This is a genomic window from Allokutzneria oryzae, from assembly GCF_042429765.1.
GTDB classification, from domain to species: domain Bacteria; phylum Actinomycetota; class Actinomycetes; order Mycobacteriales; family Pseudonocardiaceae; genus Allokutzneria; species Allokutzneria oryzae.
The window spans coordinates 61,649-87,868 of sequence record NZ_JBHLZU010000024.1 but is presented as its reverse complement, the minus strand read 5'-3'; the positions used below and the strand labels follow the sequence as shown (position 1 = coordinate 87,868).

26 protein-coding genes and 1 pseudogene are annotated in these 26,220 nt (G+C 68.4%); 17 read left to right on the top strand and 10 right to left on the bottom strand.

All coding sequences use genetic code 11. The features are described from left to right. Window positions 1-632: 632 nt before the first annotated feature. Window positions 633-941 carry an LGFP repeat-containing protein gene (locus tag ACFFQA_RS28255; protein ID WP_377858734.1) on the top strand — a complete coding sequence of 103 codons (309 nt, stop codon included), beginning with the start codon at window positions 633-635 and terminating at the stop codon, window positions 939-941. 48 nt (window positions 942-989) lie between these two features. Here the strand turns inward: ACFFQA_RS28255 and ACFFQA_RS28250 are convergent, their stop codons facing one another. Continuing rightward, the gene (locus ACFFQA_RS28250; protein WP_377858731.1) at window positions 990-1,934 is read right to left on the bottom strand and encodes a PI-PLC domain-containing protein; all 945 of its coding nucleotides are present in this window, start codon (window positions 1,932-1,934) and stop codon (window positions 990-992) included. 677 nt (window positions 1,935-2,611) lie between these two features. Between ACFFQA_RS28250 and ACFFQA_RS28245 the strand changes: the two are divergent. Then, window positions 2,612-2,833 (top strand): annotated as a pseudogene (locus ACFFQA_RS28245) (hypothetical protein); the annotation flags it as partial. 278 nt (window positions 2,834-3,111) lie between these two features. Here ACFFQA_RS28245 and ACFFQA_RS28240 read toward each other — a convergent pair. After that, on the bottom strand, window positions 3,112-3,945 hold the full coding sequence (locus tag ACFFQA_RS28240) for a class I SAM-dependent methyltransferase (RefSeq protein ID WP_377858728.1): 834 nt from the start codon (window positions 3,943-3,945) through the stop codon (window positions 3,112-3,114). A 68-nt stretch (window positions 3,946-4,013) separates the two neighbouring features. Here ACFFQA_RS28240 and ACFFQA_RS28235 point away from each other — a divergent pair, with 68 nt between their 5' ends. Beyond that, window positions 4,014-4,658, top strand: a complete 645-nt coding sequence (locus ACFFQA_RS28235; protein ID WP_377858725.1) for a TetR/AcrR family transcriptional regulator — start codon at window positions 4,014-4,016, stop codon at window positions 4,656-4,658. Between the two features lie 451 nt (window positions 4,659-5,109). Next, on the top strand, window positions 5,110-5,685 hold the full coding sequence (locus ACFFQA_RS28230) for a 2'-5' RNA ligase family protein (RefSeq protein WP_377858722.1): 576 nt from the start codon (window positions 5,110-5,112) through the stop codon (window positions 5,683-5,685). A 90-nt stretch (window positions 5,686-5,775) separates the two neighbouring features. On the opposite strand, the gene hypF is transcribed toward ACFFQA_RS28230, so the two are convergent. The 6 genes from hypF to ACFFQA_RS28200 all read right to left on the bottom strand — a co-directional run bounded on the left by hypF (window position 5,776) and on the right by ACFFQA_RS28200 (window position 12,700). Further along, the gene (hypF, locus tag ACFFQA_RS28225) at window positions 5,776-7,989 is read right to left on the bottom strand and encodes a carbamoyltransferase HypF (RefSeq protein ID WP_377858719.1); all 2,214 of its coding nucleotides are present in this window, start codon (window positions 7,987-7,989) and stop codon (window positions 5,776-5,778) included. Further along, on the bottom strand, window positions 7,986-8,627 hold the full coding sequence (locus ACFFQA_RS28220; RefSeq protein WP_377858716.1) for a DUF6084 family protein: 642 nt from the start codon (window positions 8,625-8,627) through the stop codon (window positions 7,986-7,988). Before ACFFQA_RS28220 ends, hypF begins: the two co-directional genes overlap by 4 nt. Next, window positions 8,627-9,178: a DUF5947 family protein gene (locus ACFFQA_RS28215; RefSeq protein WP_377858792.1), complete on the bottom strand. Its 552-nt coding sequence runs from the start codon at window positions 9,176-9,178 to the stop codon at window positions 8,627-8,629. The genes ACFFQA_RS28220 and ACFFQA_RS28215 overlap by 1 nt, the downstream gene beginning before the upstream one ends. 83 nt (window positions 9,179-9,261) lie before the next feature. Then, on the bottom strand, window positions 9,262-9,813 hold the full coding sequence (locus tag ACFFQA_RS28210; RefSeq protein ID WP_377858713.1) for a NifU-related iron-sulfur-binding protein: 552 nt from the start codon (window positions 9,811-9,813) through the stop codon (window positions 9,262-9,264). Between the two features lie 28 nt (window positions 9,814-9,841). Continuing rightward, window positions 9,842-11,608, bottom strand: a complete 1,767-nt coding sequence (locus ACFFQA_RS28205; protein WP_377858710.1) for a nickel-dependent hydrogenase large subunit — start codon at window positions 11,606-11,608, stop codon at window positions 9,842-9,844. A gap of 21 nt (window positions 11,609-11,629) precedes the next feature. Then, entirely contained in the window at window positions 11,630-12,700 is a 1,071-nt protein-coding gene (locus ACFFQA_RS28200; protein WP_377858707.1) for an NADH-quinone oxidoreductase subunit B family protein, read from the bottom strand. Between the two features lie 359 nt (window positions 12,701-13,059). On the opposite strand from ACFFQA_RS28200, the gene ACFFQA_RS28195 reads away from it, so the two are divergent. From ACFFQA_RS28195 to hypB, 11 genes are all read left to right on the top strand, one after another. Further along, complete coding sequence (locus tag ACFFQA_RS28195; RefSeq protein ID WP_377858704.1) at window positions 13,060-13,560, top strand: helix-turn-helix domain-containing protein; 501 nt, start codon at window positions 13,060-13,062, stop codon at window positions 13,558-13,560. Between the two features lie 272 nt (window positions 13,561-13,832). Beyond that, the gene (locus ACFFQA_RS28190) at window positions 13,833-14,396 is read left to right on the top strand and encodes a D-sedoheptulose-7-phosphate isomerase (protein WP_377858701.1); all 564 of its coding nucleotides are present in this window, start codon (window positions 13,833-13,835) and stop codon (window positions 14,394-14,396) included. Window positions 14,397-14,404: 8 nt separating this feature from the next. Next, on the top strand, window positions 14,405-14,623 hold the full coding sequence (locus ACFFQA_RS28185; RefSeq protein ID WP_377858789.1) for a HypC/HybG/HupF family hydrogenase formation chaperone: 219 nt from the start codon (window positions 14,405-14,407) through the stop codon (window positions 14,621-14,623). 89 nt (window positions 14,624-14,712) lie between these two features. Further along, window positions 14,713-15,309, top strand: a complete 597-nt coding sequence (locus tag ACFFQA_RS28180; protein WP_377858787.1) for a D-sedoheptulose-7-phosphate isomerase — start codon at window positions 14,713-14,715, stop codon at window positions 15,307-15,309. Between the two features lie 8 nt (window positions 15,310-15,317). Beyond that, complete coding sequence (locus ACFFQA_RS28175; protein WP_377858698.1) at window positions 15,318-16,553, top strand: hypothetical protein; 1,236 nt, start codon at window positions 15,318-15,320, stop codon at window positions 16,551-16,553. Continuing rightward, complete coding sequence (locus tag ACFFQA_RS28170; RefSeq protein WP_377858695.1) at window positions 16,550-17,020, top strand: hydrogenase maturation protease; 471 nt, start codon at window positions 16,550-16,552, stop codon at window positions 17,018-17,020. The genes ACFFQA_RS28175 and ACFFQA_RS28170 overlap by 4 nt, the downstream gene beginning before the upstream one ends. Window positions 17,021-17,033: 13 nt before the next feature. Next, the gene (locus tag ACFFQA_RS28165; RefSeq protein WP_377858693.1) at window positions 17,034-17,306 is read left to right on the top strand and encodes a HypC/HybG/HupF family hydrogenase formation chaperone; all 273 of its coding nucleotides are present in this window, start codon (window positions 17,034-17,036) and stop codon (window positions 17,304-17,306) included. A 60-nt stretch (window positions 17,307-17,366) separates the two neighbouring features. Then, complete coding sequence (hypD, locus tag ACFFQA_RS28160) at window positions 17,367-18,494, top strand: hydrogenase formation protein HypD (RefSeq protein WP_377858690.1); 1,128 nt, start codon at window positions 17,367-17,369, stop codon at window positions 18,492-18,494. Further along, window positions 18,491-19,570 carry a hydrogenase expression/formation protein HypE gene (hypE, locus tag ACFFQA_RS28155; RefSeq protein ID WP_377858687.1) on the top strand — a complete coding sequence of 360 codons (1,080 nt, stop codon included), beginning with the start codon at window positions 18,491-18,493 and terminating at the stop codon, window positions 19,568-19,570. The genes hypD and hypE overlap by 4 nt, the downstream gene beginning before the upstream one ends. 11 nt (window positions 19,571-19,581) lie before the next feature. Further along, on the top strand, window positions 19,582-19,962 hold the full coding sequence (gene hypA, locus ACFFQA_RS28150) for a hydrogenase maturation nickel metallochaperone HypA (RefSeq protein ID WP_377858685.1): 381 nt from the start codon (window positions 19,582-19,584) through the stop codon (window positions 19,960-19,962). Next, on the top strand, window positions 19,917-20,657 hold the full coding sequence (hypB, locus tag ACFFQA_RS28145; protein WP_377858682.1) for a hydrogenase nickel incorporation protein HypB: 741 nt from the start codon (window positions 19,917-19,919) through the stop codon (window positions 20,655-20,657). The genes hypA and hypB overlap by 46 nt, the downstream gene beginning before the upstream one ends. A gap of 230 nt (window positions 20,658-20,887) precedes the next feature. Here hypB and ACFFQA_RS28140 read toward each other — a convergent pair whose 3' ends face one another. Together ACFFQA_RS28140 and ACFFQA_RS28135 are read right to left on the bottom strand one after the other, a co-directional pair. Then, window positions 20,888-21,868, bottom strand: a complete 981-nt coding sequence (locus tag ACFFQA_RS28140) for an anti-sigma factor RsbA family regulatory protein (RefSeq protein WP_377858679.1) — start codon at window positions 21,866-21,868, stop codon at window positions 20,888-20,890. A gap of 1,050 nt (window positions 21,869-22,918) precedes the next feature. After that, window positions 22,919-24,496 (bottom strand): PucR family transcriptional regulator, encoded by a 1,578-nt coding sequence (locus ACFFQA_RS28135; RefSeq protein WP_377858676.1) that lies wholly within the window; start codon window positions 24,494-24,496, stop codon window positions 22,919-22,921. A gap of 161 nt (window positions 24,497-24,657) precedes the next feature. On the opposite strand from ACFFQA_RS28135, the gene ACFFQA_RS28130 reads away from it, so the two are divergent. Beyond that, complete coding sequence (locus tag ACFFQA_RS28130) at window positions 24,658-25,896, top strand: NAD(P)/FAD-dependent oxidoreductase (RefSeq protein ID WP_377858673.1); 1,239 nt, start codon at window positions 24,658-24,660, stop codon at window positions 25,894-25,896. A 63-nt stretch (window positions 25,897-25,959) separates the two neighbouring features. Beyond that, entirely contained in the window at window positions 25,960-26,214 is a 255-nt protein-coding gene (locus ACFFQA_RS28125; RefSeq protein ID WP_377858670.1) for a hypothetical protein, read from the top strand. Window positions 26,215-26,220 lie beyond the last annotated feature (6 nt).

Genomic DNA, 26,220 nt, shown 5'->3' with positions numbered 1-26,220 from the left:
CGGCATGGCGATCAGCGTCGGCAGCAGAGCCCGAAAGGTCGAGATTCTCAGCACCGAGGACATCGAGGGCTGGGTCGGCCCAGAGCAGCCGCTGGAAACAACGGAGGGTTCCTCCCGGCTCCCGTCCTGGCCGGGAGGAACCCCCGCAGACCCGGCTGAACTAGCGCCTGTCCTGCAAGTCGCCCCGATGCCCCGAGACGGCGCGCCGACCCCCACCCCCATACCCCTCGCCCCCCTCGCCCCCTCACCTCCTCACCCCCGTGGGCCCCTGGCTGGCGTGGTCGGTGTTTCGCGTTTTGTAGGCTTATTGCGCGAAAGAGCGCTCTCATTTCGCGCTATGCCTACAAAACGCGAAAACGGGGGGTGCGGGGGCGAGGGCGCTAGGGAGTGGCGAGGTGGCGTTTCAGTGGAATTTCATCCACTGGCTTTATCGTCCCTGTGTGGCCGTATCGGTTCGGTAGATCAGCAACAGCGTCTGGTTGCCTACGGCATGGAGATCGATGTGGGGTAGCACATCGGCAATGGAGAAGTCATCGGCGTCCAGGCGGTTGACGTGAAGTGGCCGAAGCCCCTGGGTCTTCTTGATCCTACGGCTGACCGGAACAAACCTTGCTCACAAGATAAGGAATGCCATGAGCACCAACAACTTCCTCCGACGCGCCTTCATCGGTGTGGCGCTGGGCATCGCCCTGGTCGCGAGCTCCGGCATGGTCGCGGCGCCCACCGCCTTTGCTGACGGCGACTACTGCGGGCGCCGAGTCCTGGGTGCCATCGAACAACATTACCTGGAGCAGGGCGGCCCCACCGGTATATACGGGTGCCCCACCTCCGCCGAGCGCCTCAGCCCCGACGGGAAGCAAATCCAGCAAGAGTTCCGGTGTGGACGGATCACCTACTTCGTTGGCACCGGCACCACCAAGTCCCAGTACATTTGTCACTAGCCCTGGCGCACCCAGGCCCGTTCCGGCGGGCCTGGGTGCGCACTGCAGCTACCGGAAGAGTTGGTCGCTGGCGGTGGCCATGCGGTGGGTGGTGCTGTGCCTGCTCACCCAACTGAGGACGGCGCCAATGGACTGGGCGCATTCCCAGCCGTCGTTGTACTCGGTCACCCGGTGCTTGGCCCAACCGGCGATGATGCCGTCGACGCCCGCCTCGCCCAGCAGTTTGTCGACGTACCAGGGGTCGTCGTAGTCGGTCGTCCAGGAGAACGTCGCCGCGAGGGAGCCGGAATCGCGGTACTTGGCGGCTTTCTTCAACTCCGAACAGGTGTAGTAGGTGGGTTCAGTGCAGTTGCCGAAGCCCTTCCGGATGTCGGAGTCGCCGTAATCCATCGCCCGGTGGCCGACCGGCAGCCCCGTCCCGTGTTTGGCGTAAGCGTCCTGCACCTTCGCCAGTGATCCGGTGGTGACGATGCCCTCCAGTTTGCCGAGTCGGCCCTGGAGGCTCTGCCAGCCGCGTCCGCCGACATCGGGGTTGCTGCCGCCGTGGTACTCGTAGAAGCCGTAGAGCACCTGGATGCCCGCCGCCGTCAGCTTCTGCGCCTTGTCCCGCAGGCCAGCGACACTGCACGTGCGGTTGGGCTGTTCCCCGCAGTAGTTGGGGTCCTTGATGTCCAGCCAGACCAGTGCCAGCCGTCGTCCTGCTCGGGCCTCGGCCACGATCAGGTCGAACATGCTGTCCACACTGGGACCACGGCGGTTCTCCCCGGCCGTGGAGCAGTCGTGGTACGCGCGCCACTCGTTCGGGTTCCACCAGGCGCACACGTCGATCTCGATGGCGTTCGCGCCGTGCTTGATCGCGGCACGCACCCCGTCCGCGTTGTTGACGCGGTGCGCGATGGCGTACACCGGCCGCTGTCCGGCAGCCATCGCCGCGGAAACACCGAGCAGCTCGGTTCCGGCCATCATGCACAGCGTCGTGAGAATCGCCGCCACCACCCGATGGCGCAGTCTCCGTTGGACCACCCTCATGAAGCCCCCTGTTTGCCTGGTCTTTTCGCCGTCCTGGTGGACCTGGCAGACCACCGCGATTTTCTCAGAGGAAGAACAACGGTGATTGGTCCGCGGGGAGGAACTGGGCATTGGCCAAACAAACAACGGGAAAGCCCCACCCTGGCCCCATTTGCGGGGGAAGCGATGGGGGCTCTCCGGTCCCTGCTCCTCCCGGAGATCAGCTGGCCAGCCGCCCGAGGTGACCGCCAGTGCGAGGGCGAGCCCGGACAGCGAGGTTCGGCTGCGCACCACCGCACGGCTCCGAAAGCTGTCGGCCACCAACCGGTTGGCGGCGGGCAGTCGTGTTCGTCATCAGGCGCGGGGCCGCTGTCGCCTCGGACCCGCGCAGCGCGGTTGATCATGTCGCCTTACCGTGCCGTGTGGTGCTGGCTCGGCATCCCCGCTGGTGCCAGAGCGCGGTGTCCAGTGTCGGGCATTCCCTGCTGCCACGGTCAATTCCGGAGGTCCGGTGGTGCGTCCTGACCGTGACGGACACCGGCGTTCCACTATGGCCCGTGCCGGGTGAGGAGTCACGCCCGCTGTCGCACGGGCACACCTCCTGCTCCCGCGCTGCGGGGCACGGCGTGAGGAGCGCCGGTGTCACGCGTGACACCTGGTCGATGCCGCAAACCTCCTGTGTCGTGACGTCTCGGCAACACAGTTTCCGTTGCCGCGCAACGCATTCCCGTTTTCCACATAGGATCGATGTGGTCCACCACCCATCGCGGCAACGGAGAGAGGCCGACAGCGAGCTGGGGAATGACACCGGCCTCGCGCTGCACGGGACATTGACTACGCAGCCGCGCGGGGACGGTGGCTTCGGCTATGACTCGATCTTCGTGCCGACCGGGAGTGGGCATCGCCAGTTGCTGAGCAGCGTCCTCGATGTAGCCGGACAGCATCACGTCGGTGACCGGCATGACACCGTCCACAGTGGAGGCACCTCTCGCGGGCCTCGTCGGAACGCTGTGCGCGTCCGTCATGCGGCACATCGGCAGCCCGCGGAACGACAGCCTTGGCAGGACCGCACGCCGCCGTCGCTTTCCTGCCCGTGTTGGCTGGGGGCGATGACGGCCGCGGGTGCCGAGCACTGCTGCAGGACGGTGTCCAAGGATGCGACTCACCGTGCGGCCGTGACGATCCACACCCCGCCGGGAATCCGCACGCCTTGCGGTGTCTCGAACTCGCTGATCGCAGTCCGCACCTGGTCGCGCAGTTCGGCCACCGAGGCCGCGTCGACATCCCGCAGGTTGTGGCGGGTGGGCCCCATCGCGAAGATGAAGTCGACCGCCTCTTCGGCGTCCGCGCCGAAGCCCATGTCGGCACGCTCCGGGGTGATCTGGATATCGCGGAAGCCCGCCGCTGTGAGCACTTCGGTGATGCGTGCCGGATCCAGCAGGGAACCCATGCCACGCGCTGCGGGCGACGGCTCACGCAGGTAGGGCGTGAGCGCCGCGGTCGCCCACGCGTAGGCGCTGTCGGGCCCGTCGGGTCGGGGGCCGAGGAACGCCAGCCGTCCGCCGGGCACCAGTGCGTGGCGCAGGTGGCTGAACGCGGCCGCCAGGTCGGCGAAGAACATCACCCCGCCACGGCTGATGATGACGTCGAAGCCGGCCTCGGTGAACGGGTGGACCTGCGCGTCGCCCTGCTCGAAAGCGATGTTGGTGATGTTCTCGGCGGCCGCGTCGCGGCGGGCCCGCTCCAGCATGGGGCCGGACAGGTCGACGCCGAGCACGTGGCCGAGGTGAGCTCTGCGAGCAGCCAGGCGGGTGGTGAGCCCGGTGCCGCAACCCACGTCTAGGACCGCGTGGCCGGCGGCGATGCCCGCTGCGGCGAACAGCGGCGCGTTGAACGCTTCCATCATCGCGTTGTAGCGCTCGGGGTGGTCGGCCCAGTGCCGCCCTTCCCAGTCGTTCCATGCCTGCGCCTGCTGCTGGTTGGCGATGGCGGTCATGGCGGTTCTCCTCACCGTTCTTTCTAGAGTTCAACTCTAGAGGCTGACTCTAGAAGTAGACTCTAGGAATGACCGGTGTCAAGAGCTCCCGAACGAGCCGGGCCACGGAAACGCGGCGCCGGATCACCGCAGCCGCCACGGAGCTGTTCCTCGCCAACGGCTACGGCGCGACCACGCTCCAGCAGGTCGCCGACCAGGCGGGTGTGGCCGTCCAGACCATCTACTTCACCTTCCGCAACAAGCCCACACTGCTGAAGGAACTGGTCGACGTGGCCATCGCGGGCGACGACCGGCCGATGGCGACCCTGGACCGGCCCTGGTTCGCGGACGTCGTCGCCGCGCCGGACGCCCGCAGCGGCCTCACCGCGCTCGTGGCAGGCAGCCGCGCCGTTCTTGAGCGTGTTGCCGCCGTCTCCGACATGGTCCGCACCGCGGCCGCCGCCCACCCCGAACTACGCGACCTGTGGCCAGACCGTGAAGACCCGCGCTACACCGTGCACACCGCGGCGGCCAAGGCACTGCTTGACAAGCCCGGCATCCGCGCAGGACTGGCCGAGGAGCAGGCAGCGGACATCCTCTACGCCCTGCTCAGCCCGGAACTGTTCCTCATCCTCACCCGCGACCGCGCCTGGACGCCCGAGACGTGGCAGTGCTGGGCCACCGACGTCCTCGCCACCCAACTCCTCGATCGGGACGCACCCGAACCCGCTTGAGGCTCCCGTGGGCCGCCGCCCCTTCCTCACGGCCAGTTCTCGCGAACACGAGCCTCGCCCGACGAAAGGCGTGGGGTCGGTTGACACGGAGAATCGGGCTCGCGCAGGGGATCTGGCACGAGTTCGGTGAAGACGACCGTCAGCCTCGGGCTAGATCGTGTCCTGCACGTTGTGAGACCACCTCACCACCCCTGTCGCCCTCACCCGCGCGCCCCCTCATTGCGCGTTGTGGAGCCTTAGCGCGCAAAAGAGCGCTCCCATTTCGCGCTAAGGGTCCACAACGCGAAAACCCCGGCCGCGCCAGCCAGCCCACGCGCGCGGAACTGCCGTCCCGAGCGTGGTCACACTCGCATCCGCCGCCCGGGGGTGGCGCCGCGCAGTCCTGCGGAGATGACGGGAGAATCTGCCGGTGGACACCTCCTTGGTTGAGCAGGTCAAGCGGCGGTGGCCGGTGGAGTGGACGCTGTTGCACGTGTACTTCGTGCCTGATCCAGTCGAGATCGCGCCCGTGGTCGACGCGTACCGGGACGTCCTCGACGAGGTCGATTGCGTTGCGCGGCAACCGGATGAGTGGTTGCACGCAACAGTCCTGATGGTCGATGGCATTCCGACTCGGGACGTGACCGAGCAGCAGCGCGCGGACGTCGAGCAGCAGCTGCGGCAGGTGCTCGGAGGCCTCGACGCCTTCACCGTGACCTGCGGCCCCGCCCTGGCGGGTCGCAGCAGCATCGCCCTCGACCTGGTGCCCGACAAGGATTTCATGGAGCTGGTCACTCTGGCCAAAACCGCAGCCGGAGCCGTGTTCGGGAAGGCCGCTGTCCAGTATTCCGGTGGGCGGCCGCACATCAGCCTCGGCTACGCCACAGGCGATGGGGACTCAGGGATCATCCAGACCACACTGCGCGCCGCGACCGACCTGCGCGCGACCCTCACGGTGGACGCCGTTCGACTCGTGGACACCCACTTCGACAGAGACCTTGTCCAGTTCCGCTGGGAAGACCTCGCGGTCATCCCGCTGAAACGCTGACGGGTGGCTACGGCGGTCAGTTCCCACCCGGAAGTCTGCTGCGAGCGCAGACGTTGGTCTTGCGGACACAGGGGTTCGTGCGCCGTCCGCTCAGATGTCGTAGGTGGCGGCGACGGCGACCTGACCGAGGCTGATGCCGCCGTCGTTGGTGGGCACCCTGCGGTGAGTGAGGACGCGGAACCCGATGTGCCGCAACCCGTTGACGGTTCGTCGCAGGAGCAGCGCATTCTGGAACACGCCGCCGGACAGCGCGACCGTGGCCAGTCCGGTGCTTTCGCGCACGCTCGCGCAGCAGGCCACGATGGCATCGGCGACACCGTTGTGGAATCGCGCGGCGATCACCGCGGGATCGACTCCGGCGCGCCGGTCGGCGACCAGCGCGCGAAGCAGGTCCTCGCCGTGCACGACCAGTCCATCGGTCCTGGCCGAGTAGCGGTCCACTATGGACGGATCGGCGCGCTGCTCCAGCTCGATCGCGGCCTGCCCCTCGTAGTTGGTCTCGTCTCGGACGTCCAGCAGCGCGGCGGCCGCGTCGAACAGCCGGCCGGCGCTGGAGGTCAGCGGCGCGTTGACCCCGTTGCGGGCCATCGCGACCACCGTCGCCCACTGCTTGTCGTGCCTGCGCGCCACCGGGAGGTCGAGGTCGGGCAGGTAGGCGGCTGCCATCCGCCACGGTTGCCGGATCGCCGCGGCGCCACCGGGCATGGGCACTGGGCGGAGGTGTCCGACACGTCGGTAGCCCGCCAGGTCGGCGACCAGGAACTCGCCGCCCCAGACGGTGCCGTCCGGCCCGTAGCCGGTGCCGTCGAACGCGACTCCGATGACCGGGCCCGCCTCGCGGTTGTCGGCCAGGCAGGACGCGATGTGGGCGTGGTGGTGTTGCACGCCGACCAGATCGACACCGGTGAGGTCGAGGGCGTACTTGGTGGACAGGTAGTCGGGGTGCAGGTCGTGCGCCACGACCTGAGGGGTGATCCCGAACAGCCGGCGGAAGTGGTCGATGCCCTCGGTGAACGAGGTGAAGGTCTCGTGATTGGCCAGGTCGCCGATGTGCTGTGACATGAACGCGTACTCGTCCCTGGCCAGGCAGAAGGTGTTCTTCAGCTCCGCACCGCAGGCCAGCACCGGCCGCGGGCAGCGCAGCGCGAGTGCAACCGGTTCGGGCGCATGGCCCCTGGAACGGCGCAGCACGCTGCCGGCGCGCACGACCGAGTCGTCGGCGTGGATGTGGATGGGGCGGTTGTGGGTCAGCACCGCGTCGGCGACGGTGGCCAGCGGGCGTGCGTCCCGGTAAGCGATCGGCTCATCAGACAGGTTCGCGCTGGTCAGCACGATCGGCTCCGCCAGGTCGCGCAGCAGCAGGTGGTGGAGCGGGGTGTAGGGCAGCATCAGGCCCAACTCCCGGGTGCCGGGCGCGACCGCGTGCGCCACGGGTGCGTCCGCGCGACGAGGCAGCAGGACGATCGGTCGGCGATGACTGGTCAGCTCACGTGCACCCGGCTCGTCGAGCTCGCACAAGGCGGCGGCCTGGTCCAGATCGGCGACCATCAACGCGAACGGCTTGTCCGCACGGTGTTTGCGGGCGCGCAGCGTGGCCGCGGCACTGGGGTGGGCGGCCAGCACGGCGAGGTGGAAGCCACCCAGGCCCTTGACCGCCAGCACCTGTCCGGCTGCGAGGCGTTCGACGGCATCGGCGAGCGGATCGGTGCTGCCGTCCAGTTCGAGCCGGGGACCGCAGGCCGGGCAACAGGTGGGTTGGGCGTGGAAGCGCCGATCGCCGGGGTCCTCGTACTCTGCTCGGCACGTCGCGCACATCGGGAACCCGGCCATGGTGGTCAGCGGCCGGTCGTACGGCACGTCACGCACGATGGTGAACCGCGGACCGCAGTTGGTGCAGTTGACGAACGGGTACCGGTAGCGGCGGTCGGCCGGGTCGAACAGCTCGCGCAGGCAGTCCGCGCAGGTGGCGGAGTCCGCCGAGACCAGGGCGTTGCGCGCGCCATTGGCATGACTGGCGGCGATCTCGAATCCGGTCACCCCGCTCGCCGGGCGCTCCACCACCTGAACATGCTCGACGCGTGCCAGCGGTGGAGCGTCGCGTGCCAGGGCGGTCAGGAACTCCTCCACGTCCTCCGGTGCGCCCTCGATCTCGATGAACACGCCGGTGACGTCGTTGCCGACACGACCGGACAGTCGCAGCCGGGTGGCCAGCTCGCGCACGTAGGGGCGGAAGCCAACGCCCTGCACGACCCCGGCGACCCGAAGGTCCTTGCGAACACGCCCGTGTCGATCGGCTCTGCTCACGTGTCCTTTGTTCCGTCTGAAGCGAGCATCGCGGTCAGGGTCTCGTCCCAGGTGGCGAACGCGTGGTGGGACCTGAAGCGCTGCAAGGCGTCCATCGTGTCCCGCCGCACCCGTAGCCACGCGCTGTTGGGGAAGTGCAGGTCGACGGTCTCCCGCCACACGCTCACCGGAAGCGCGAAGGACGCCTCGTTGCTCCACGGCACCTGCTGTACCCGAAGCCGGCCTTCGTGACTGCCGAACACCGTGCCGCTGAACAACAGCAGCAGCGGGATCACGCCATCCTCAAGGGCGTTGAAGTACTTCGTCGAAGCGATCTCCAGGTCGTAGCTGCACGGCACGTCGAGGTCGACGGTCGTGCTCCCGGTGAAGCCCGGCACCATGATCGGCAGTGTCGCCCATGACACCGGTTTCAAGGTTTCCGCCCAGCGGCCGGTGTCCCCGAACAGGTCGATGAGCCGTTGCGCTTCGTCGGCCGTGTAGCGCCTGCGGTGCGGCTCGATGCGGAGCTGGCAGCGCAGCGCGATGGCCTCGACCGGCTGACCGGTGGTCTCGGTGATCCGCAGCCGCAACGTCAGCCCCGGCACCGCCGCGTACCGGTTGGCCCGTGCGTCGACACAGTCGAAGCGGAGTCGGTTCATCATCGCGCCTTCGTGATCAGCGGCCGTGCCTTGTCCCTGATCTCCGCGAACAGCTCGTCGATGTGTTCGCGCACCTGGTGGCCGCCGTCGAGGCCCGTCCAGTGCAGCCGAACCGTCCCGACCAGCCGGTAGCACACGTCGATGGGCACCAAGAAGCAGTCCACACGGCGCTCGGCGCTGCGGAACAGGATCGCCTCGACGTCGAGCTCGGCCACCGCCAACAGGGGGTGGCCGGCGGCGAGCTCGGCCCAGGCGCCGGGGTCGAGCTGGTGTTCGGTGGCGCCCGCCGGACTCGGGTAGAACGCGGTGACGCCGGTGTCGCCACGCAGAAGGAACGCGGAACCCACGGGGATTCCCAGCCCTTCCCACTCGGCGCCGGTGACCGGCCGCTCAGGGTCCCACAGGTAGCGCTCGGGCACCGAGCGATACCGAGAGCGGTGGGCGGTGTCCTGCGTGAACAGCAGGAAGCAGGCACGGCAGGAACACATCAAGCTTCGGTGCCCGGTGTCGACCACATGACCGTGCCCCGACGCGACCGGCGTCCCGCACATCTCGCACTGCTCCGTCCGCGCGGAGCGGTGCTCCGGCAGGGAGCCTGGCCGTCCGACAAAGCGCCGCAAACCGGTGCGGGCACTCATGAGGCCTCGCTCCACCCGGCCGAACCGGATCCGGGCCGCCAGCCGGGCGGCGGCCCCATGCGGATCTGGAGCAGGTCGGTGCTGCCTCCGGTGATCTCGACCCCCGAGGTCTCCGGAGCCGCGTCCCGGACGGCCCGCTCGATCGTCTTCCTGGCCGTGAGCGCGGCGGACGGGCAGCCGCCGCGGTTGCCGTCGAGCCGGAGCCGCACCACCCCGTCGGCGTCGACGCCGAGGTACTCGATCCTGCCCGCGTGCGCGCCAAGACGAGGACGGACCCCGTCCAACCCCCGCCGAATCCTGGCGTCCACGTCAAGCGGGTGCAGGTCGTGGAGCAACAGCAGGTCCTCCAGCACCTCGTCATGAGCGACCCGGTCGATCAGCGCCGGATCGTGCTCGCGCAGGATCGCGAGGACGCGCGCGAGTCCTTCGCCGTACAGCTCCATCAGCAGCCGGACGAGCTCCTCGGCTTGCCGCCGGTCTGCCCCGGACAGCAAGCTCTTGAGGAGCTCCTCGATGCGGTCGCCGACGGTGCCTACGTTGCGCGTCATGGCTCATTCCTCGGATCACGGAGCCGGTTCAGTGCTCACCGCTGAACGCGTGGGGGGTGTGCATCCTGGTCAAGGTCTTGCCGGCGCCGATGGACATGTGAACGCCGCAGGGCATGCACGGGTCGAAGCTGCGCACCGCCCGCATGATGTCGATGCCCTTGAAGTTCTCCCTGCTGTTCTCCTCGAAGATGGGCGTGTTCTGCACCGCGTCCTCGAACGGGCCCGGAGTGCCGTAGGGGTCCCGCACGCTGGCGTTCCACGGCGTCGGGGGATAAGGCTGGTAGTTGGCTATCTTGCCGCCCTTGATCACCATGTGGTGCGAGAGCCCGCCGCGCACCGCCTCGGTGAACCCGCAGCTGAAAGCCTCGTCAGGCACCTCGAACCGTGACCAGGTCTTGGTGTTCCCGCTGCGGACCTCGGCCAGCGCCCGCTCCGAGAAGTGCAGCGCGAGGCCGGCCGCGTACGCCTGGAAGTAGGTGCGGGCCCGGTTGCGCTCGATGGCGTTGCTCCACTGTGGAATCTTCCACTCGAACGACACCTCGGGCTTGGTCATCGTGCGCGGCAGGTTGATGCGCACGCTGTGCCCGGTGGCCTTGACGTAGTCGGTGTCCACCAGTCCGGCCAACGCGGTCGTCCACAGCCGCGCGAGCGGGCCGCCGCCGGAGTCCAGCGGCAGGAAGTCCTTGCCGTCGAACCATCGTGGCGACATCGTCCACGAGTACTTGTCGCCGAAGTCGCGTTTGGCCGGCCTGGGGATGGTGTGCTGGTTCCACGGGTGCCGCCGGTCAACCGGGTTGCCGAGCGGGTCCCGGGTGACGAACACCTCCTGGTCCTCCCAGTCCTCGTAGAACGAGGAACCGAGCAGGATCCTGATGCCGAGGTTGATGTCCACCAGGCTGGTGGTGACCAGCTTGCCGTCGACCACTACACCGGGGGTGACGAACATCCTGCGTCCCCAGGACTCCATGTTCTGGTAGGTGAAGTCGCAGTGTTCCGGGTCGTTCAGGCTTCCCCAGCACCCCAGCAGCACCCGCCGCTGACCGACCTGCTCGTATCCGGGCAGTGCCTGGTAGAAGAAGTCGAACAGGTCGTCGTGCATGGGCACGACCCGTTTCATGAACTCCACGTACCGCATCAGCCGGCTGAGGTAGTCGGTGAAGAGCTGCCTCGTGGCGACCGTGCCGACCCCGCCGGGGTAGAGCGTGGAGGGATGCACGTGGCGGCCCTCCATCAGACAGAACATCTCCCTGGCGTAGCGGGAGACCTGGAGCGCCTCGCGGTAGAACTCGCCCTCCAGCGGGTTGAGCGAGCGCATGATGTCGCCGATGGTCCGGTACCCGTGGTCGCCCGCGTGCGGCGCCTCGGTGCGGTTGGCCAGCTCCAGGACGCCGGGGTTGGTGTCCCGCACCATCTTCTCGCAGTAGTCCACGCCGACCAGGTTCTCCTGGAAGATGTTGTGGTCGAACATGTACTCGGCGGCCTCACCGAGGTTGATGATCCACTCGCCGAGGCGCGGCGGCCGCACGCCGTAGGCCATGTTCTGGGTGTAGACCGAGCAGGTGGCGTGGTTGTCGCCGCAGATCCCGCAGATCCGGCTGGTGATGAAGTGCGCGTCGCGCGGGTCCTTGCCCTTCAGGAAGACGCTGTAGCCGCGGAAGATCGACGAGGTGCTGTAGCACTCCACCACGCGCCGCTGCGCCCAGTCGATCTTGGTGTGGATGCCGAGGCTGCCCACGATCCGGGTGATCGGGTCCCATGCCATCTCGACAAGGCCGGTGTCCTTGGCAATGCTCATCGGTGACAGCTCTTCCGTGTCTCACCAGGTGGTCGGGGAACCGGCGCGCGACTCCGCGCCTCGGTGGCGCCCCTCGGGTTCGGAGTCGAGCGCCTTCGTTCTGATGTCTCGCAGGATGCGGATCGCGGAGCCGGACACGGTGCTCGCCGCGGGGGGCGCGTCGCCGTCGGCAGGAGGTTCCATGAAGGGCATGAACTTGTCGGGGAATCCCGGCATGGTGCACGCGATGCAGATGCCGCCGACGTTCGGGCAGCCGCCGACGCCGTTGATCCAGCCGCGCTTGGGCACGTTGCACTTGACCACCTGGCCCCAGCACCCCAGTTTGACCAGGCACTTGGGGGAACCGTGTTCCTCGGCGTACTCGTCCTGTTCGTAGTACCCGGCCCGGTCGCACCCTTCGTGGACGGTGGTCTCGAACAACCACTTGGGGCGCAGGGCCTCGTCGAGGTCGATCACCGGTGCCCGACCGGCGGCCTGGTAGAGCAGGTGCAGGATGGTCTCCGAGAGGTTGTCGGGCTGCACGGGACAGCCGGGCACGCACACGATGGGGATGCCGGCCTTGGACTTCCAGTCCCAGCCGAGGTAGTCGGGCACGCCCATGGCGCCGGTGGGGTTGCCCGCCATGGCGTGGACGCCCCCGTACGCGGCGCAGGTGCCGACGGCCAGGAGGGCCATGGCCTTGGGCGCCAGCCGGTCGAGCCATTCGCTGGTGGTGATGGGCTGGTTGGTGGCCGGGTCGTTGCCGAACCCGCACCAGTAGCCCTCGGACTTGATCGTCTCGTCGGGCACGGAGCCCTCGACCACCAGGATGAAGGGGTCCAGCTCACCGCGGTCGGCCCGGTGCCACCACTCGATGAAGCTGTCAGGGCCCCCGTCGGGGCCGGACTCGAAATCGAGCAGCGGCCAGTGCATGGCGACCCTGGGCAGCCCGGGAAGGCCGCCGAGGACGATCTCCTCGATGCTGGGCTGGGTCGCCGCGGTCAAGGCCACCGAGTCTCCGTCGCAACCGAGCCCGCCGTTCATCCACAAGATGTGCACAACGGGGTCGGGTCCGACCGGCGGGCCGGTGCTGGGCTGGTCGGCCCTGGTCATCTCCGAACACCTCCCTGCGGCCGTTCCGGCCACATGCGAAATAGGCGGTTCGCCGCCGGAAGCGATGTGCGCGGCCCGCTGGTGGAAATTCCCTGGAGGAACAGGAACTTCGTGTGAGTTCCCACCTCGGGGCAGTCTGGGCGACGCAACGCTAGACCTGTCCGGCAGTGGGGGCAAGACTGAACTGTCCGCGGACTGGACAATGCGAATTATTGACTCGTCGAACATAACTGTCCGCCGTGTCGCCGTCGGCGAAAAGCTGACTGGAGAGGTACGAGTAAGACCACTGGAAGGGACGGGTTGGAGTGGCTGAATCGATCGTCCGGCAGTACGGGGAATCGATCGAGATACTCCCGGTCGTGGTGCTCACGAAAGTGTTCTCGGCCCGGCCTTCCGCCGTTCCGGGGGTCCAGGACTTCGTCCGTCACTGCCTGGCGGAGGCGCCGCTCACCGAGGCGGACAACCGCGAGGTGCACCGGACGATCCTGCGCGTTCTGCTGGAAGCGGCCGGTCCGGCCGGGAAGATCCAGGTCTCGTGCCGGAGGTATCCCGACCGCGTCGAGCTCGACGTACTTCCCACGGTGGTCGAGCACCGCCACCCGGTTGGCGGGCAACCGGACGGATCGCTCCCGCCCCGATCGGTGGCGCCCCAGGCAGCGGAGCCCGCGGCAGCAGTGCCGAGCTTCGCCGAGTGGATGGCGGAGGCGTTGCGCCGGGAGGGGATCACCAGAGAAGCCGCCGCCAGGCAACTGGGCGTGTCGGTGAAGACGGTGAGCCGGTGGGTCGGTGGGGAGACCGAGCCCCGACTGCGTGAGCTGCGCCGGGTCCAGGAACGATTCGGGGACGTGCGGCTCCACTGACCGGCGAACACCAGCTTGGTGCGGTCGAACTACGGAGTTGAGCCGAATAACGCACCAGCCGACTGCCTGAACCGATGGGGTCAGTGAGCGTTCGGGGGCGGGCCGAAAGTGTTCGCCGAGGTAGTGGCGCCGGCGGACAGAAATGTCCACTTGCGCGGCGAGACGGTTTTGACGTAGACAACTGGCGTAGTCAAGCGGAATCCGCTCCCGACGCATGAAGAGGGTTCGTGACGAAAGCGTTGCTTTCCAACGGTGCAGATCTTGTCGACGAATTGTCACATCGTCGCACCCGGCCATTGGCCGACCTCGCCGCACAGGCCGAGGACGTGGCGCGGACCTGCCGCTCGATGGCCGGGCGGTTCCACCGCGGTGGCAAGCTCGTCGTCTTCGGCAACGGTGGCCCGAGCACGGACGCGCAGCACGTCGCGGTGGAGTTCGTCCACCCGGTCGTCGTCGGCAAGCGCGCCCTGCCCGCCATCTCGCTGACCTCGGACGTCGCCACGCTCACCGGCATCGCCAACAGCGCCGGGTTCGCCGAGACCTTCGCCCACCAGATCCGTTGCCTGGCCGAGCCGGCCGACATCGCCCTGGGGCTGTCCACCGACGGACAGTGCCAGAACGTCCTGCGCGCTCTCGAACTGGCCAAGGAACTCGGCATGCTCACCGTGGCGCTGGTCGGCGGTTCCGGCGGGGTGATCTCCGCAAGCGGGGTGGCCGACCACCTGCTGGTGGCCCGGTCCCTCGATCCGCGTGTGGTCAAGGAGGTCCACGTCACGATGTACCACGTGCTGTGGGAGCTGGTGCACGTGTTCCTCGATCGGCCGGGCACGGAGTGACCGCGGACATGCCGGGATGCCCCGACGACGAGGTCTGCGTGACCTGTTCTGATGTCGCCACACCGGCCGCGGTGCTGCGTCTTCTCGATGACGACCTGGCGATCGTGCGCACCGGTGCCGACGACGAACAAGAGGTGAGTGTCGCGCTCGTGACCGTGCGGGCGGGCGACACGGTGCTGGTGCACGCGGGGGAAGCCATCGCTGTGCTCCCTGGCGGTGCCATGTGACCGGCGGAGGCGGTTCGTCCTCGCCTGCTGGCGACGTTCAGTCGCTGTACCCGTTCCTGTACCGCGGTACGTCCGATGTGGACACCCTGATGGCGCAGGTCCGTGAATCCACTGTGGACAAAGTGCGTGCGGCGATCCGGTTGCGCGAAGAGGTTTTCGAGCGGGACCGGCAACGCCTGGTGGACTGCGCCGAGGCGATGGCCGAGCGGTTCTCCCGCTCGGGCAGGCTGCTGGCCTTCGGCAACGGCGGCAGCTCGACCGACGCGCAGGACCTGGCCAGCCTCTTCCTCAGCCCGGCAGGCGGGGCACGTCCGCTGCCCGCCTTCGGGCTGACCAACGACATCGCCGTGATCACCGCGCTGAGCAACGACATCGGGTTCGACGCGGTGTTCTCGCGGCAGGTCTCCGCCTTCGGGCGCCGAGGCGACATCGCGGTCGGGCTGTCGACCAGCGGGAGCTCGGCGAACCTGGCGCCCGCCTTCGACGAGGCGAGCCGGCGCGGCCTGCTCACCGTCGGCTTCGCCGGCTCCGACGGGGGCAGGATGGCCGAGCTGGAGAGCATCGACCACCTGTTCGTGGTGCCGTCGTCGTCGGTGCACCGGATCCAGGAGACACAGACCACGCTCTACCACGTGCTGTGGGAGCTCACGCTCACCGCGCTGGGCGAGCCTCCGGTGGCGCTGTGACGAGTGCGATGGACCAGGCCAGAGCGATCGCCGACGCCGTGCTCTACGAGGGGTACCTGCTGTACCCCTACCGCGCGTCAGCCGCCAAGAACAAGGTGCGCTGGCAGTGGGGTGTGCTGATGCCGCCGTCGTTCACCGACACCGGAGAGCACCCGGACTCGCAGGCAGAACTGCTCGTGGTGCCGGGCAGCGGCGCAACGCTGCACGTGCGGCTGAGGTTCCTGCACCTTCAGTCGCGAGTGGTCGAGATCCCCGACGGCACGGGCTATCGCCCGGTGCCATCGGTGACCGTCGCGGGCAGCGAACACGTGACGTGGGACGAGGCGGTGGAGCGCGAGGTCGACGCGGTGCTGTGCCTTGCCGACCTGATCGGTGGCGACACCAGCGTCCCGTTCCACGTGGACGGGGGCAGGCAGGTCGACACCATTCCCGACGGACGCGGTGCCCGGCTGGTGCGCACGCTTCGACCTCTGCGCGGCGAACTGCGGCTGCGCGCCGACCCGCTGCCAGGGCCGTTCGGCGCGGTGCAACTACAACTCCGGGTGCGCAACACCTCGCGGTGGGAGCAGCCGGGCGCCGGCAGAGACGATGCACTGAGGCACGCGTTGATCGCGACTCACACGCTGCTCGGGGTGTCGGCGGGTGGCTTCCTGTCACTGCTCGCCCCACCCGAGTGGGCCTCGGCCGCGGCAGCGGGATGCCGCAACGAGCGGACCTGGCCCGTGCTGGTGGGGGAACCCAGCCGGCGCGACACCGTGCTCTGCGCTCCGATCATCCTGTACGACCACCCGTCGATCGCCGAGCAGAGCCCTGGCGACATGTTCGACGGCACGGAGATCGACGAGCTCCTCGTCTTGCGCACGATGACCTTGACCGACGAGGAGAAGAGACAGGCGCGGGCCACCGATCCCAGGGCCGCCGAGCTGCTCGACCGGGTGGACAGCCTGCCGCCGGAGTCGCTCGCGCGCCTGCACGGCACGGTGCGCCACCTGGACCCCGACAGCGTTCTGGTCGGCGGCGTGCCGGTGACCAGCGGGTCCAGGGTGCGGCTGCGGCCCGTCCGCCGAGCCGACGCGTACGACACGTTCCTGGCCGGGCGCACCGCGGTCGTGCGGAAGGTGCTGCTCGACGTCGACGGGGGCCGGCACCTCGCGGTCACCCTTGAGGACGACCCCGGCGCGGACCTGCGCGCCGAGTGCGGGCACTACCGCTACTTCGGCCCGGAGGAGGTCGACCCGCTGTGACCGCGCGGGTGCTGGTCGCCGGGATCGGCAACGTCTTCCTCGGTGACGACGGGTTCGGTGTCGAGGTCGTCCGCCGACTCTCCGATGTGGAACTGCCACCGTGGGTGCGGGTGGTCGACTACGGCGTCCGCGGCATGCACCTGGCCTACGACCTGGCCGCCGCAGGCCACGAGCTGACGATCATGGTTGACGCGACGATGCGGGGCGACGAGGCCGGCACCGTCTACGTGGTCGAGCTGGACACCTCGGCGAGCACGGCCAAGCCGTGTCTCGACGCGCACGGCATGCAGCCCGACGTCGTGCTGAACCTGGTGGGGCTGCTGGGGAACAAGCCGCGAAGGGTGCTGCTGGTCGGCTGCGAGCCCTCGGTGCTCGACCACCGGATGGGCCTGAGCCCGGAGGTCGAGCGGGCCGTCGACACCGCGGTGGGCGCGGTGGCCGGGCTCATCGCGGACCACGGCGGGTGAGAGGAGCACCGACATGTGCCTCGGCATACCGGGGGAGGTCGTCGAGATCCTCGCCGACCGGCCGGACCTGGCGAAGGTCGACGTGAGCGGGGTGCGGCGCGCGATCAACATCGGGCTGCTCGTCGAGGAGGACGTGCGCCCCGGCGACTGGGTGCTCATCCACGTCGGCTTCGCGCTGTCCAAGATCGACGAGTCGGAGGCGAGGGCGGCGCTGGAGTTCCTCGAAGACATCGGCAAGGCGTACCAGGACGAGATGGCCGCCCTGCGGGACTCCCACATCGACTAAGGGGCACATCGACTAAAGGGCACATCGACCAGAAGGCACATCGACCAGAAGGTGCGCGACATGCGTTTCGTCGACGAGTACCGCGACGCCGACAAGGCCAAGGCGCTGTCGGCCATGATCGCCGACCTGTGCGAGCCGGGTCGCGAGTACAAGTTCATGGAGGTGTGCGGCGGTCACACGCACACCATCTACAAGCACGGCATCGAGGACTACCTGCCCGAGAACATCACCCTGGTGCACGGTCCCGGTTGCCCGGTGTGCGTGATCCCGATGGGGCGCATCGACGACGCGATCCACATCGCCCGCGGGCCCGGGGTGGTGATGACCTCCTTCGGGGACATGATGCGGGTGCCCGGCAGCGGCGGGAACTTCTTCGACTCCAACGCCGAGGGCACCACCATCCGGATGGTCTACTCGCCGCTGGACGCGCTCAAGATCGCGCGGCAGCGGCCGGACCAGCAGGTCGTGTTCATGGCGATCGGGTTCGAGACCACCGCCCCGTCCACCGCGGTGACCGTGCTGCGGGCCGCGAAGGAGGGCATCGGGAACTTCTCGGTCTTCTGCAACCACGTCACGATCATCCCGGCGATCAAGGCGATCCTGGACTCCCCGGACCAGCGGCTGGACGGCTTCATCGGGCCGGGTCACGTGTCCACGGTGATCGGATGCCAGCCGTACGAGTTCATCGCGCGGGAGTACGGAAAACCGATCGTCGTGGCCGGGTTCGAACCACTGGACATCCTGCAGTCGGTCTACCTGCTGATGCGCCAGATCGAGGAAGGGCGCTCCGAGGTCGAGAACCAGTACTCCAGAGTGGTGCCGTGGCAGGGGAACCCGACCGCGTTGCGGGCCATCGGGGAGGTGATGGAGCTGCGCCCGTACTTCGAATGGCGCGGCCTCGGCTTCATCTCCCACTCCGCGCTGCGGATGAGGGCGAAGTACGCCGACTTCGACGCCGAACACCGCTACGAGCTGCCGGGCGTGCGCGTGGCCGACCCGAAGGCATGCCAGTGCGGCGAGGTGCTCAAAGGGGTGCTCAAACCGTGGGAGTGCAAGGTGTTCGGCACCGCGTGCACGCCGGAGACTCCGATCGGCACCTGCATGGTCTCCCCGGAGGGTGCCTGCGCCGCCTACTACAACTTCGGACGGTTCAGCCGTGAGCGGGTTCGGGGGGCGAGCGCCCGATGAACCCCTCCGATCGAGAGCAACGGGTCCTGGACCGCATCGAGCGGGTCCGCAGGCGGCGGGCGGAGGTCAAGGAGAACCGGATCACGCTCGCGCACGGCGCGGGCGGCAAGGCCACCCAGACGCTGATCGACGCGATCTTCCTGGAGGCGTTCCGCAACCCGCTGCTCGAACCGCTCGGGGACGCGGCCGAACTGGCGGTCGGCGGTTCCCGGCTGGCGCTGACCACCGACTCGTTCGTGGTCACCCCGCTGTTCTTCCCCGGCGGCGACATCGGCGACCTCGCGGTCAATGGCACGGTCAACGACCTCGCCGTTGCCGGCGCCAGACCGCTGTACCTGACCGCGGGTTTCATCCTGGAGGAAGGCCTGCCGGTCGCTGAGCTGACCAGGATCGTCGGATCGATGAGGGCAGCCGCCGACGCGGCAGGTGTCTGCGTGGTGACCGGCGACACGAAGGTGGTGCACCGCGGCAAGGGTGACGGTTGCTACATCAACACCGCCGGGGTCGGCGTGATCGAGTACCAGGGACAGCTCGGCCTGTCCGGCGTGCGACCGGGAGACGCGGTGATCGTGTCCGGTCCGATCGGCGAACACGGCGTCACGGTCATGCTGGCCCGCGGCGACCTGGACATCGAGGCCGACCTGGTCTCCGACACCGCCCCGGTGCACGGTCTGGTGGCCGAACTGCTGGCCTGCACCACCGGGGTGCGGGCGATGCGGGACGCCACCCGAGGCGGTGTGGCAACGATCCTGAACGAGGTGGCCAGGACGGCGGATGTGGCCGTGGTGGTCGACGAGGACGCGATCCCGGTGCGACCGGAGGTGCGCGGAGCCGCGGAGCTGCTCGGCATCGACCCCCTGTACGTGGCGTGCGAGGGACGTTTCGTGGCCATTGTGGACGGTGCGGAGGCGGACCGGGCGCTGACGGCCATGCGCCGCCATCCGCTCGGCGCGCAGTCGGCGGTGATCGGCAGGGTCAAGGCCGACCCGCCCGGGCTGGTGCTGCTCAACACGGCGTTCGGCGGCACCAGGATCTGCGACCTGCTGGTCGGTGACCCGCTGCCGCGGATCTGTTGAGGCAGCGGCGAATGCACGAGCTGTCCATCACACAGTCGATCGTCGAGGCGATCGTGGAGCGGATGGGGGACACCAGGATCAGCGGCGTGCGGTTGGAGATCGGCAAGCTGTCCGGCGTGATGGTGGACTCGGTCCGGTTCTGTTTCGAGCTGGTCGCGGAGGGGACCACTGTGCAGGGCGCCCGGCTGGTGGTCGACGAGCCCGCCGGCGGCGCGCGCTGCCGGGACTGCGCCGAGGAGTTCGGCGTCGAAGGCCTGATCGTGCTGTGCCCGGCGTGCGGCAGTGCCGACGCCGACGTGCTGTCCGGCAGGGAACTGCGGATCAAGTCAGTGGAGGTGAGTACGGCATGTGCGCCACCTGCGGGTGCTCCGACGACGCCGGAGTGCGGGTGATCGGCCCGTCGAAGGAACACGAGCACGCCGAGCCGGACCGGACGGTGCTGTTGGAACAGCGGGTGCTGGCCCACAACGACCTGCTCGCGCGACGCAACCGGGAGTGGTTCACCGAGCAGGGCATCCTCGCGGTGAACCTGATGAGCTCACCGGGAGCCGGCAAGACCACCGTGCTGGAGCGCACGATCCGCGAACTGAGCGGAGACCTCGCCGTGTCGGTGGTCGAAGGTGATCAGGAAACCGAGTTCGACGCCGAGCGGATCCGCGCGACCGGCTGCCAGGTGGTCCAGGTGAACACCGGTGCGGGCTGCCACCTGGATGCCGACATGCTCGCCAGGGCGCTGCGCGCCCTCGACCCGCCCGCACGGTCGGTGGTGTTCGTCGAGAACGTCGGCAACCTGGTGTGTCCGGCGCTGTTCGACCTCGGCGAGCAGCGCCGGGTGGTGATCATGTCGGTCACCGAGGGCGCGGACAAACCGCTGAAGTACCCGCACATGTTCGGCAGCGCGGACGTGGTGCTGCTCAACAAGATCGACCTGCTGCCCCACCTGGACTTCGACGTGGACACATTTGTCCGGTGCCTGGGCAAGGTGAACCCGCGAGCTCAGGTGATCCAGCTGTCCGCGACGCGCGGTACCGGTGTCGGCACGTGGCGCACGCTGCTGAGCGAGTGGACCGCGAACCCGCCGGACTAACGCCCGTCCTGCAAGCCGTCCCGATGCCCGAGCTTGCACGCCGCCCCCGTGCCCCCCGTGCCCCCGTGCGCGCGCCGCCTGGCTGGCGTGGTCAGTGTTTTCGCGTTTTGTCACCTTCTTGCGCGAAAGAGCGCTCCCATTTCGCATTTAGGTGACAAAACGCGAAACGAGGGGCATGTGGGTGGGGCGTCAGGGGGTGGTGGGGTGGTGTTACCACGTGCAGGACACGCTCAGGTGCCGAACGCCAGGCGGTTGCTCTCGGTGTGGCGAATCTCCTCGGCACCCCGTCCCGGCATGGCCAGCTCGATGGTGCAGCCGGAGGCATCGGAGCTGATGTCGAGCCACTCGCAGATCTGGTTGGTCAGCCACAGGCCGTCGCCGGGCCGCTCACGCAGGTCCGGGGGCCGGTAGCCGACGAACGGGTGGACGTTGTCGAGTGGCTGGTCGCTGCGCAGCGTGCACACCACGCGGCCGGCCGCCGGCCGCACCCACACCACCGCTCGATCGACGCCCTGGTCGACCATGTACGTGATCGCCTCGCCGATGGCGACGCCGAACATCGCCGCGGCGTCTTCGGACAGCAGCGCGGCGGCCTTCTTCAGCACGTACCGCCGCACCGCGGTCAGGTCGCCGTTGAAGCGGAAGAGGCCGGCGGCGTTCTCCATCGGCTGCGGTGACGTGCGGGGCCTTGTGAACTCCTCGGGTGCCATGAACTGCGCGGACGGCTCCGCCCTGCACCCCACCACGCACTCGGGATGGGTGCGGCGGGCGTTCTCGATGATGTCGGCTCCGACGAGCCTGGTGTCGTACGGACAGATCATCCAGATCCTGGTGTCGGCCAGCACCACGTTGAGCGCGGCCTCCATGTGCTTCCACGCGGCCACTTCGCGGCGGGACCTGCCGGTCCAGACCGGCTCGGCGAGTATGCGCACCGCACCGGTCGACGTGGTCGGCTGGTGCCGTGACCAGTAGCGGTGGATCGCGGTGGTCCGCTGCGGCGGCCGGCGCCCGAAGTAGGCCGACTCGGCGTAGTCGATCTTGTTGGCCTCGGCGCCCATCACGTCGTGGAGCAGCTCCAGGTTCGCCGAGGTCGTGGTGACCAGCACCGGTTCTCCCCGACGCAGCCCCTCGCGCACGAAGGGGACGGCCATCGCGAGGAACTCCGCATCGCTGCCGTAGATGCAGCTCTGGTGCAGAAACTCCGGCTTCATCGCTCCTCACATGGGGTGTACGGACGCTTGCGTCCGGTCGGCACCAGGTCCGGCAGCTCAGGGGAAAGCGCTACGGCGGCATTGTCGAACTCGGAGAGCGGACAGGCGTCGATGTCACCGTGCACGCCATTCCTCGGGATGCCGCTCTGGTTGATATTAATCACTTTGTCCTATTTCTTCAGGTATTTCCGCTGGTTGTCCGGAGGCTGCCTCCGTCGCAGGTTCCGGCATTCCTCCTTGAATCGATACAACCTGTTCAGGCGGGTCTATGTTACTGGGTAACTGAAGTGCCTTCGCTGCCGGTCCGTTTGCGGCACGAGAGGCCGAACGACCGGCTGGGTAACCAATATTGAAGGCGCCACGGCAGCGTGTCCGTGCAGTGGGACGTGAACTTTCCGGCCGGATCCTACCTCGTTGCCACGCCTTGAGAAAACTCCCAGTTCTGCCTGTTGTGACGTTGTCCACTCCCTTCCGCTGCTCGACATTTCTGTCCGCCGGTGGACACTTCTGTCCTCCGGTCAGCAGAACTGACGTTGAATTATCCGGGGGTTAATTGGTGCCTGTTTTTGACCTCATCGAGACACCCCAGGCGGGTGGCTGCCTGGGCGAGTCAGTCGATGCGTCAGATGGGCGCGAGCAGGGTGCTCGCGCTCGGGATGCCGATGGGCAGCCCCGAGGACGTCGTGCTGGGTGCCCTCACGATTTCGCCCCAGAAGCGAGGAATGGGCTCTGGTTGGATCGAGTGTGAAACATTTGTGGGAGCAGCGCCAGAATCTGCCCGTTGGCGGCAGGCTGGTTGAACCTCTCGGGTGGGAAACTGGGAGGCGTCATCAAGCCAAGCCTCGTGTTGATCAGGTCGATTTTCCAGGAAATCCGTGCTCTCGGACTGGCTGCGAGGTCCCGTGCTTCCGCAAGCCCGGGTAGCAGGAATGGTCCCCGGTAGGCGAGCGGATGAAACAGGGGACAACAAGGGGTGCGGACGACGGAGTCGTTCGGTTTCAGAGCGGTAGCGGCGTGCACTTTCGAGCGCGGCGGCGGTGGCCAGAGTTTCTACCCGATGATGTCTGTGGCCGTGGCGGGGCGTGGATCGTCGAAGGCGGCGACCTCGATCATCATCGCGAAGCGCTTGTTGCCGTCTTGCAGGTTCAGGGCGGTGAGCTCGGTCATCTTGCGCAGCCGGTAGCGGATGGTGTTCTCGTGGACACCGAGTTGTCGGCCTGCTTCTGAGGGATCTCCTTGGGCCTGCAACCAGGCTCGCAGTGTCGCCAGGTACTGGGTCCCGTGCTCGGCGTCGTGCCGCCGCAGCTCAGTCACTGGCCCCCGAACCGGTGCGCGTGCTGATCGTGCGGCTGCGCGAAGGCGTTGGAGCAGGATGTCGTCCCACGACTCCTCATAGGCGGGTGGGACGCTGCTTGAGGGGCGGGTTTCGTGTAGAGCCAGACACTCGTCGGCTTCCTGACGTGCCGCGGGAAGGTCCTCTGGCGTCGCCGGTGCGCTGATGCCGGCCAGGAGCGTCAGGTGAGTCGGCAGTGCGGCCTGCAGCGATGTGATCCAGGACCGCGCCGCGGCTACGTCGTCCCCAGGAAGCACCGTGTAGAGGGTGTTGTCGGCCACCGCGCTGCGTCCGGGACGTGACCACCCGAAGCCAGTGGTCGCCCGGTCGAAGGACAGCAGCAACGCCGCGTGCCGCTCCTGCTGGGCGATGTGGGCGCGGGAGGCGATGACGTGCATCGGTCCCTGTGGCAGGCCGAGCCTGCTCACCACCATGGCTGCGTCCGCTGTGCCCTCAAGCAGCTGCATGACCAGATCGGTCTCAACCTGGCGTTCGAGATCCGCGCTGGCCCGGGACCGCAGCAGGTGCAGTGACACCGTGCGGGCGCCGTCGGTCAAGGCCCGGCGCCGTGCCCCGTCCAGGGGCTGGGGGCACGTCACCCACACCGATCCGAGCAACTCCCGGCCCGCGCGCACGGCCACCACCATGCGTCCGGCGAGGCCGTGGTCAGGGTCCTCGGCCACGAACAGCGGCTCGTCTGATGACTCAAGGTGCGTGCTCACCCCGCGCGCGGCGAACACCGCCCGTAGGGGTTCCGGTACCTGGCGTTCGAGGATCGTCTCGGCCCGTGCCCGGTCGGCGTGCTGCTGAAGTCTGGAGTAGGCCAGCACCCGCGCGAGCCGGTCTTCGATCGTCACCGCGCCCCCGATCGCCTCGGCGAGGCTGTCGGCCAACGCGAACAAGTCCGTAGGCCCCCGGCCGGACTCGGTTTCCCGGCCTTCGAGCACCAGCCCGTATACGACTGCGGCTACCTCGCTCCACGACACGCCCGGATCTACGACGATCACCGCGACGTGGTGCTCGTCGTCGGGCGGTTCCATCCCAAGGGGGGAGGCCGCCGGTGCGACATCGTCGCGCACGAGCACCACGGCCGCGCGCACAATGCTCGCCCACCGCACCGCTTCCTCGACCGAGCAGGCGCCGACCGCGAGCAGCACGTCGCCCACCAGGACGCGTCCGGCTGTCTGCTCGTACAGCACCACACTGCGCAGTTCGGTCGAGCGCGGCACCGGGCACCGCAACAACCGCAGCCCGTACCCGCCGAGCACGTTGACCAACCGGTCCAACCTGACCATGCCCACTCCCACACCCAGGATCCGACTTCCCAGCCTAGCCGTGCGCTTTGTCGAGATCCGACATCATCAGCCACCGTGCTTGTCGGGCTTCAACAACAGCCAGGGACGGTGTTCACGCCATCCTGAGCGTCGAGTCCAGGACGAACGGGTGGAGGTGGAGCATGGTCGGCATCGGACGCTTGGACGGGGGACCACGCTCCGCGGTCGTGGTCGGCGCTGGCGTCGTCGGATTGTCGACCTCCTGGTTCCTGCAGGAACGCGGCGTCTTGGTGACGGTGGTGGACCGCACCGGGATGGCTGCTGGCGCAGCGTGGGGCAACGCCGGATGGATCGCGCCCGGATTGGCGTTCCCGCTCAACGAACCGGCCGTGCTGCGTTATGGCCTGCGGTCGCTGCACGTCCCCGCGTCCATCAATCCGCGGCTGTGGTCGTTCCTGACCCGGTTCGCCGCCAACTGCCGATGGTCGAGCTGGACCCGGGCGGTGCAGGCCAACCTGCCGCTCAACGACGAGTGCATCGAAGCGTTCGACGTGCTCACCAAGGGCTGCGCGACAGCCCCGGCGATCGAAACACCCATCACCGCCGGCTTCGAAACCCCCCGAGGGGCGCAAGGCCTCCTTCGCGAGCTGCGCAGGCTCGCTGCCGCTGGGCAGGCTGTCGAACACACCGAGCTGACCGGCGACGAGCTGCGCGAGCTGGTCCCGCTGGCTTCGCCCGCACTCACCGCCGGGGTGCGGATCGACGGGCAGCGTTACGTCGACTCGGGCGGTTTCGTGCAGGCGCTGGGCCGCGCGGTCGCCGCCCGCGGCGCCACGATCCACACCCCTGACGTCGTCGACATCCAGCCTGACACCGGTGGGGTCACCGTGCGCCTCGCCACCGGGCAAGCACTCCGGGCCGACGTCGCGGTGCTGGCCACCGGCGCGTGGCTGTCCGACCTGGCCCGGAAATGGGGCCTCCGGGTGCCGGTGCGTGCCTGCCGCGGCTACTCCTTCACCGTGCCCGTCGACAAACCGTTGCCCGGGCCGTTCTCCCTGCCGGGCATCCGCGTCGCCTGCACCCCGTACCAGGACCGGCTGCGCGTCACGGGCATCGTGGAGTTCCGCGACCCCGACGCCCCCGGCATCCCGGCCCGGCTCGCCGCCATCACCACGTCCGCACGCCCCCTGCTCGAAGGTGTGCGCTGGGAGGAACGCCGAGACGTCTGGGTCGGCTCTCGTCCCGTGACTCCCGACGGCCGCCCTTTGGTCGGCGCCCTGCGCGCCCCCAACGTCTACGTCGCCGGCGGTCACGGCATGTGGGGCCTCGCCCACGGCCCGATCACCGGCCGACTGCTCGCCGAGCAGATCACCACAGGCAAACAACCCACCGCCCTGCGCGAACTCGATCCCCTCCGGTGAGCCCACGCGCCGCAGCACACCTCGGGGCAGAGCACCGCGAAAGAGGGAAAGCCGCAACCAGCCATGACGATCGACCCATCCAGCCACAACGGCATACCGCCCACTTCCAGGACCGACCCACCGCCCGACAACAGCGACGACAAGGTGTCGGAGTCGGTGTCGCTCACCGGGGAGGAAAGATCGGAGTTGATGTGGCTACGCGCGGAGAACACATTGCTGCGCGTCGAACGCGACATCCTGCTGCGCGTCGCGTCGGGTTACGCCAAGGACATGGACACACTGCTCAAGCCTCCGACGCCCCGGTCCTTTCCGCGCTGAGTGGTT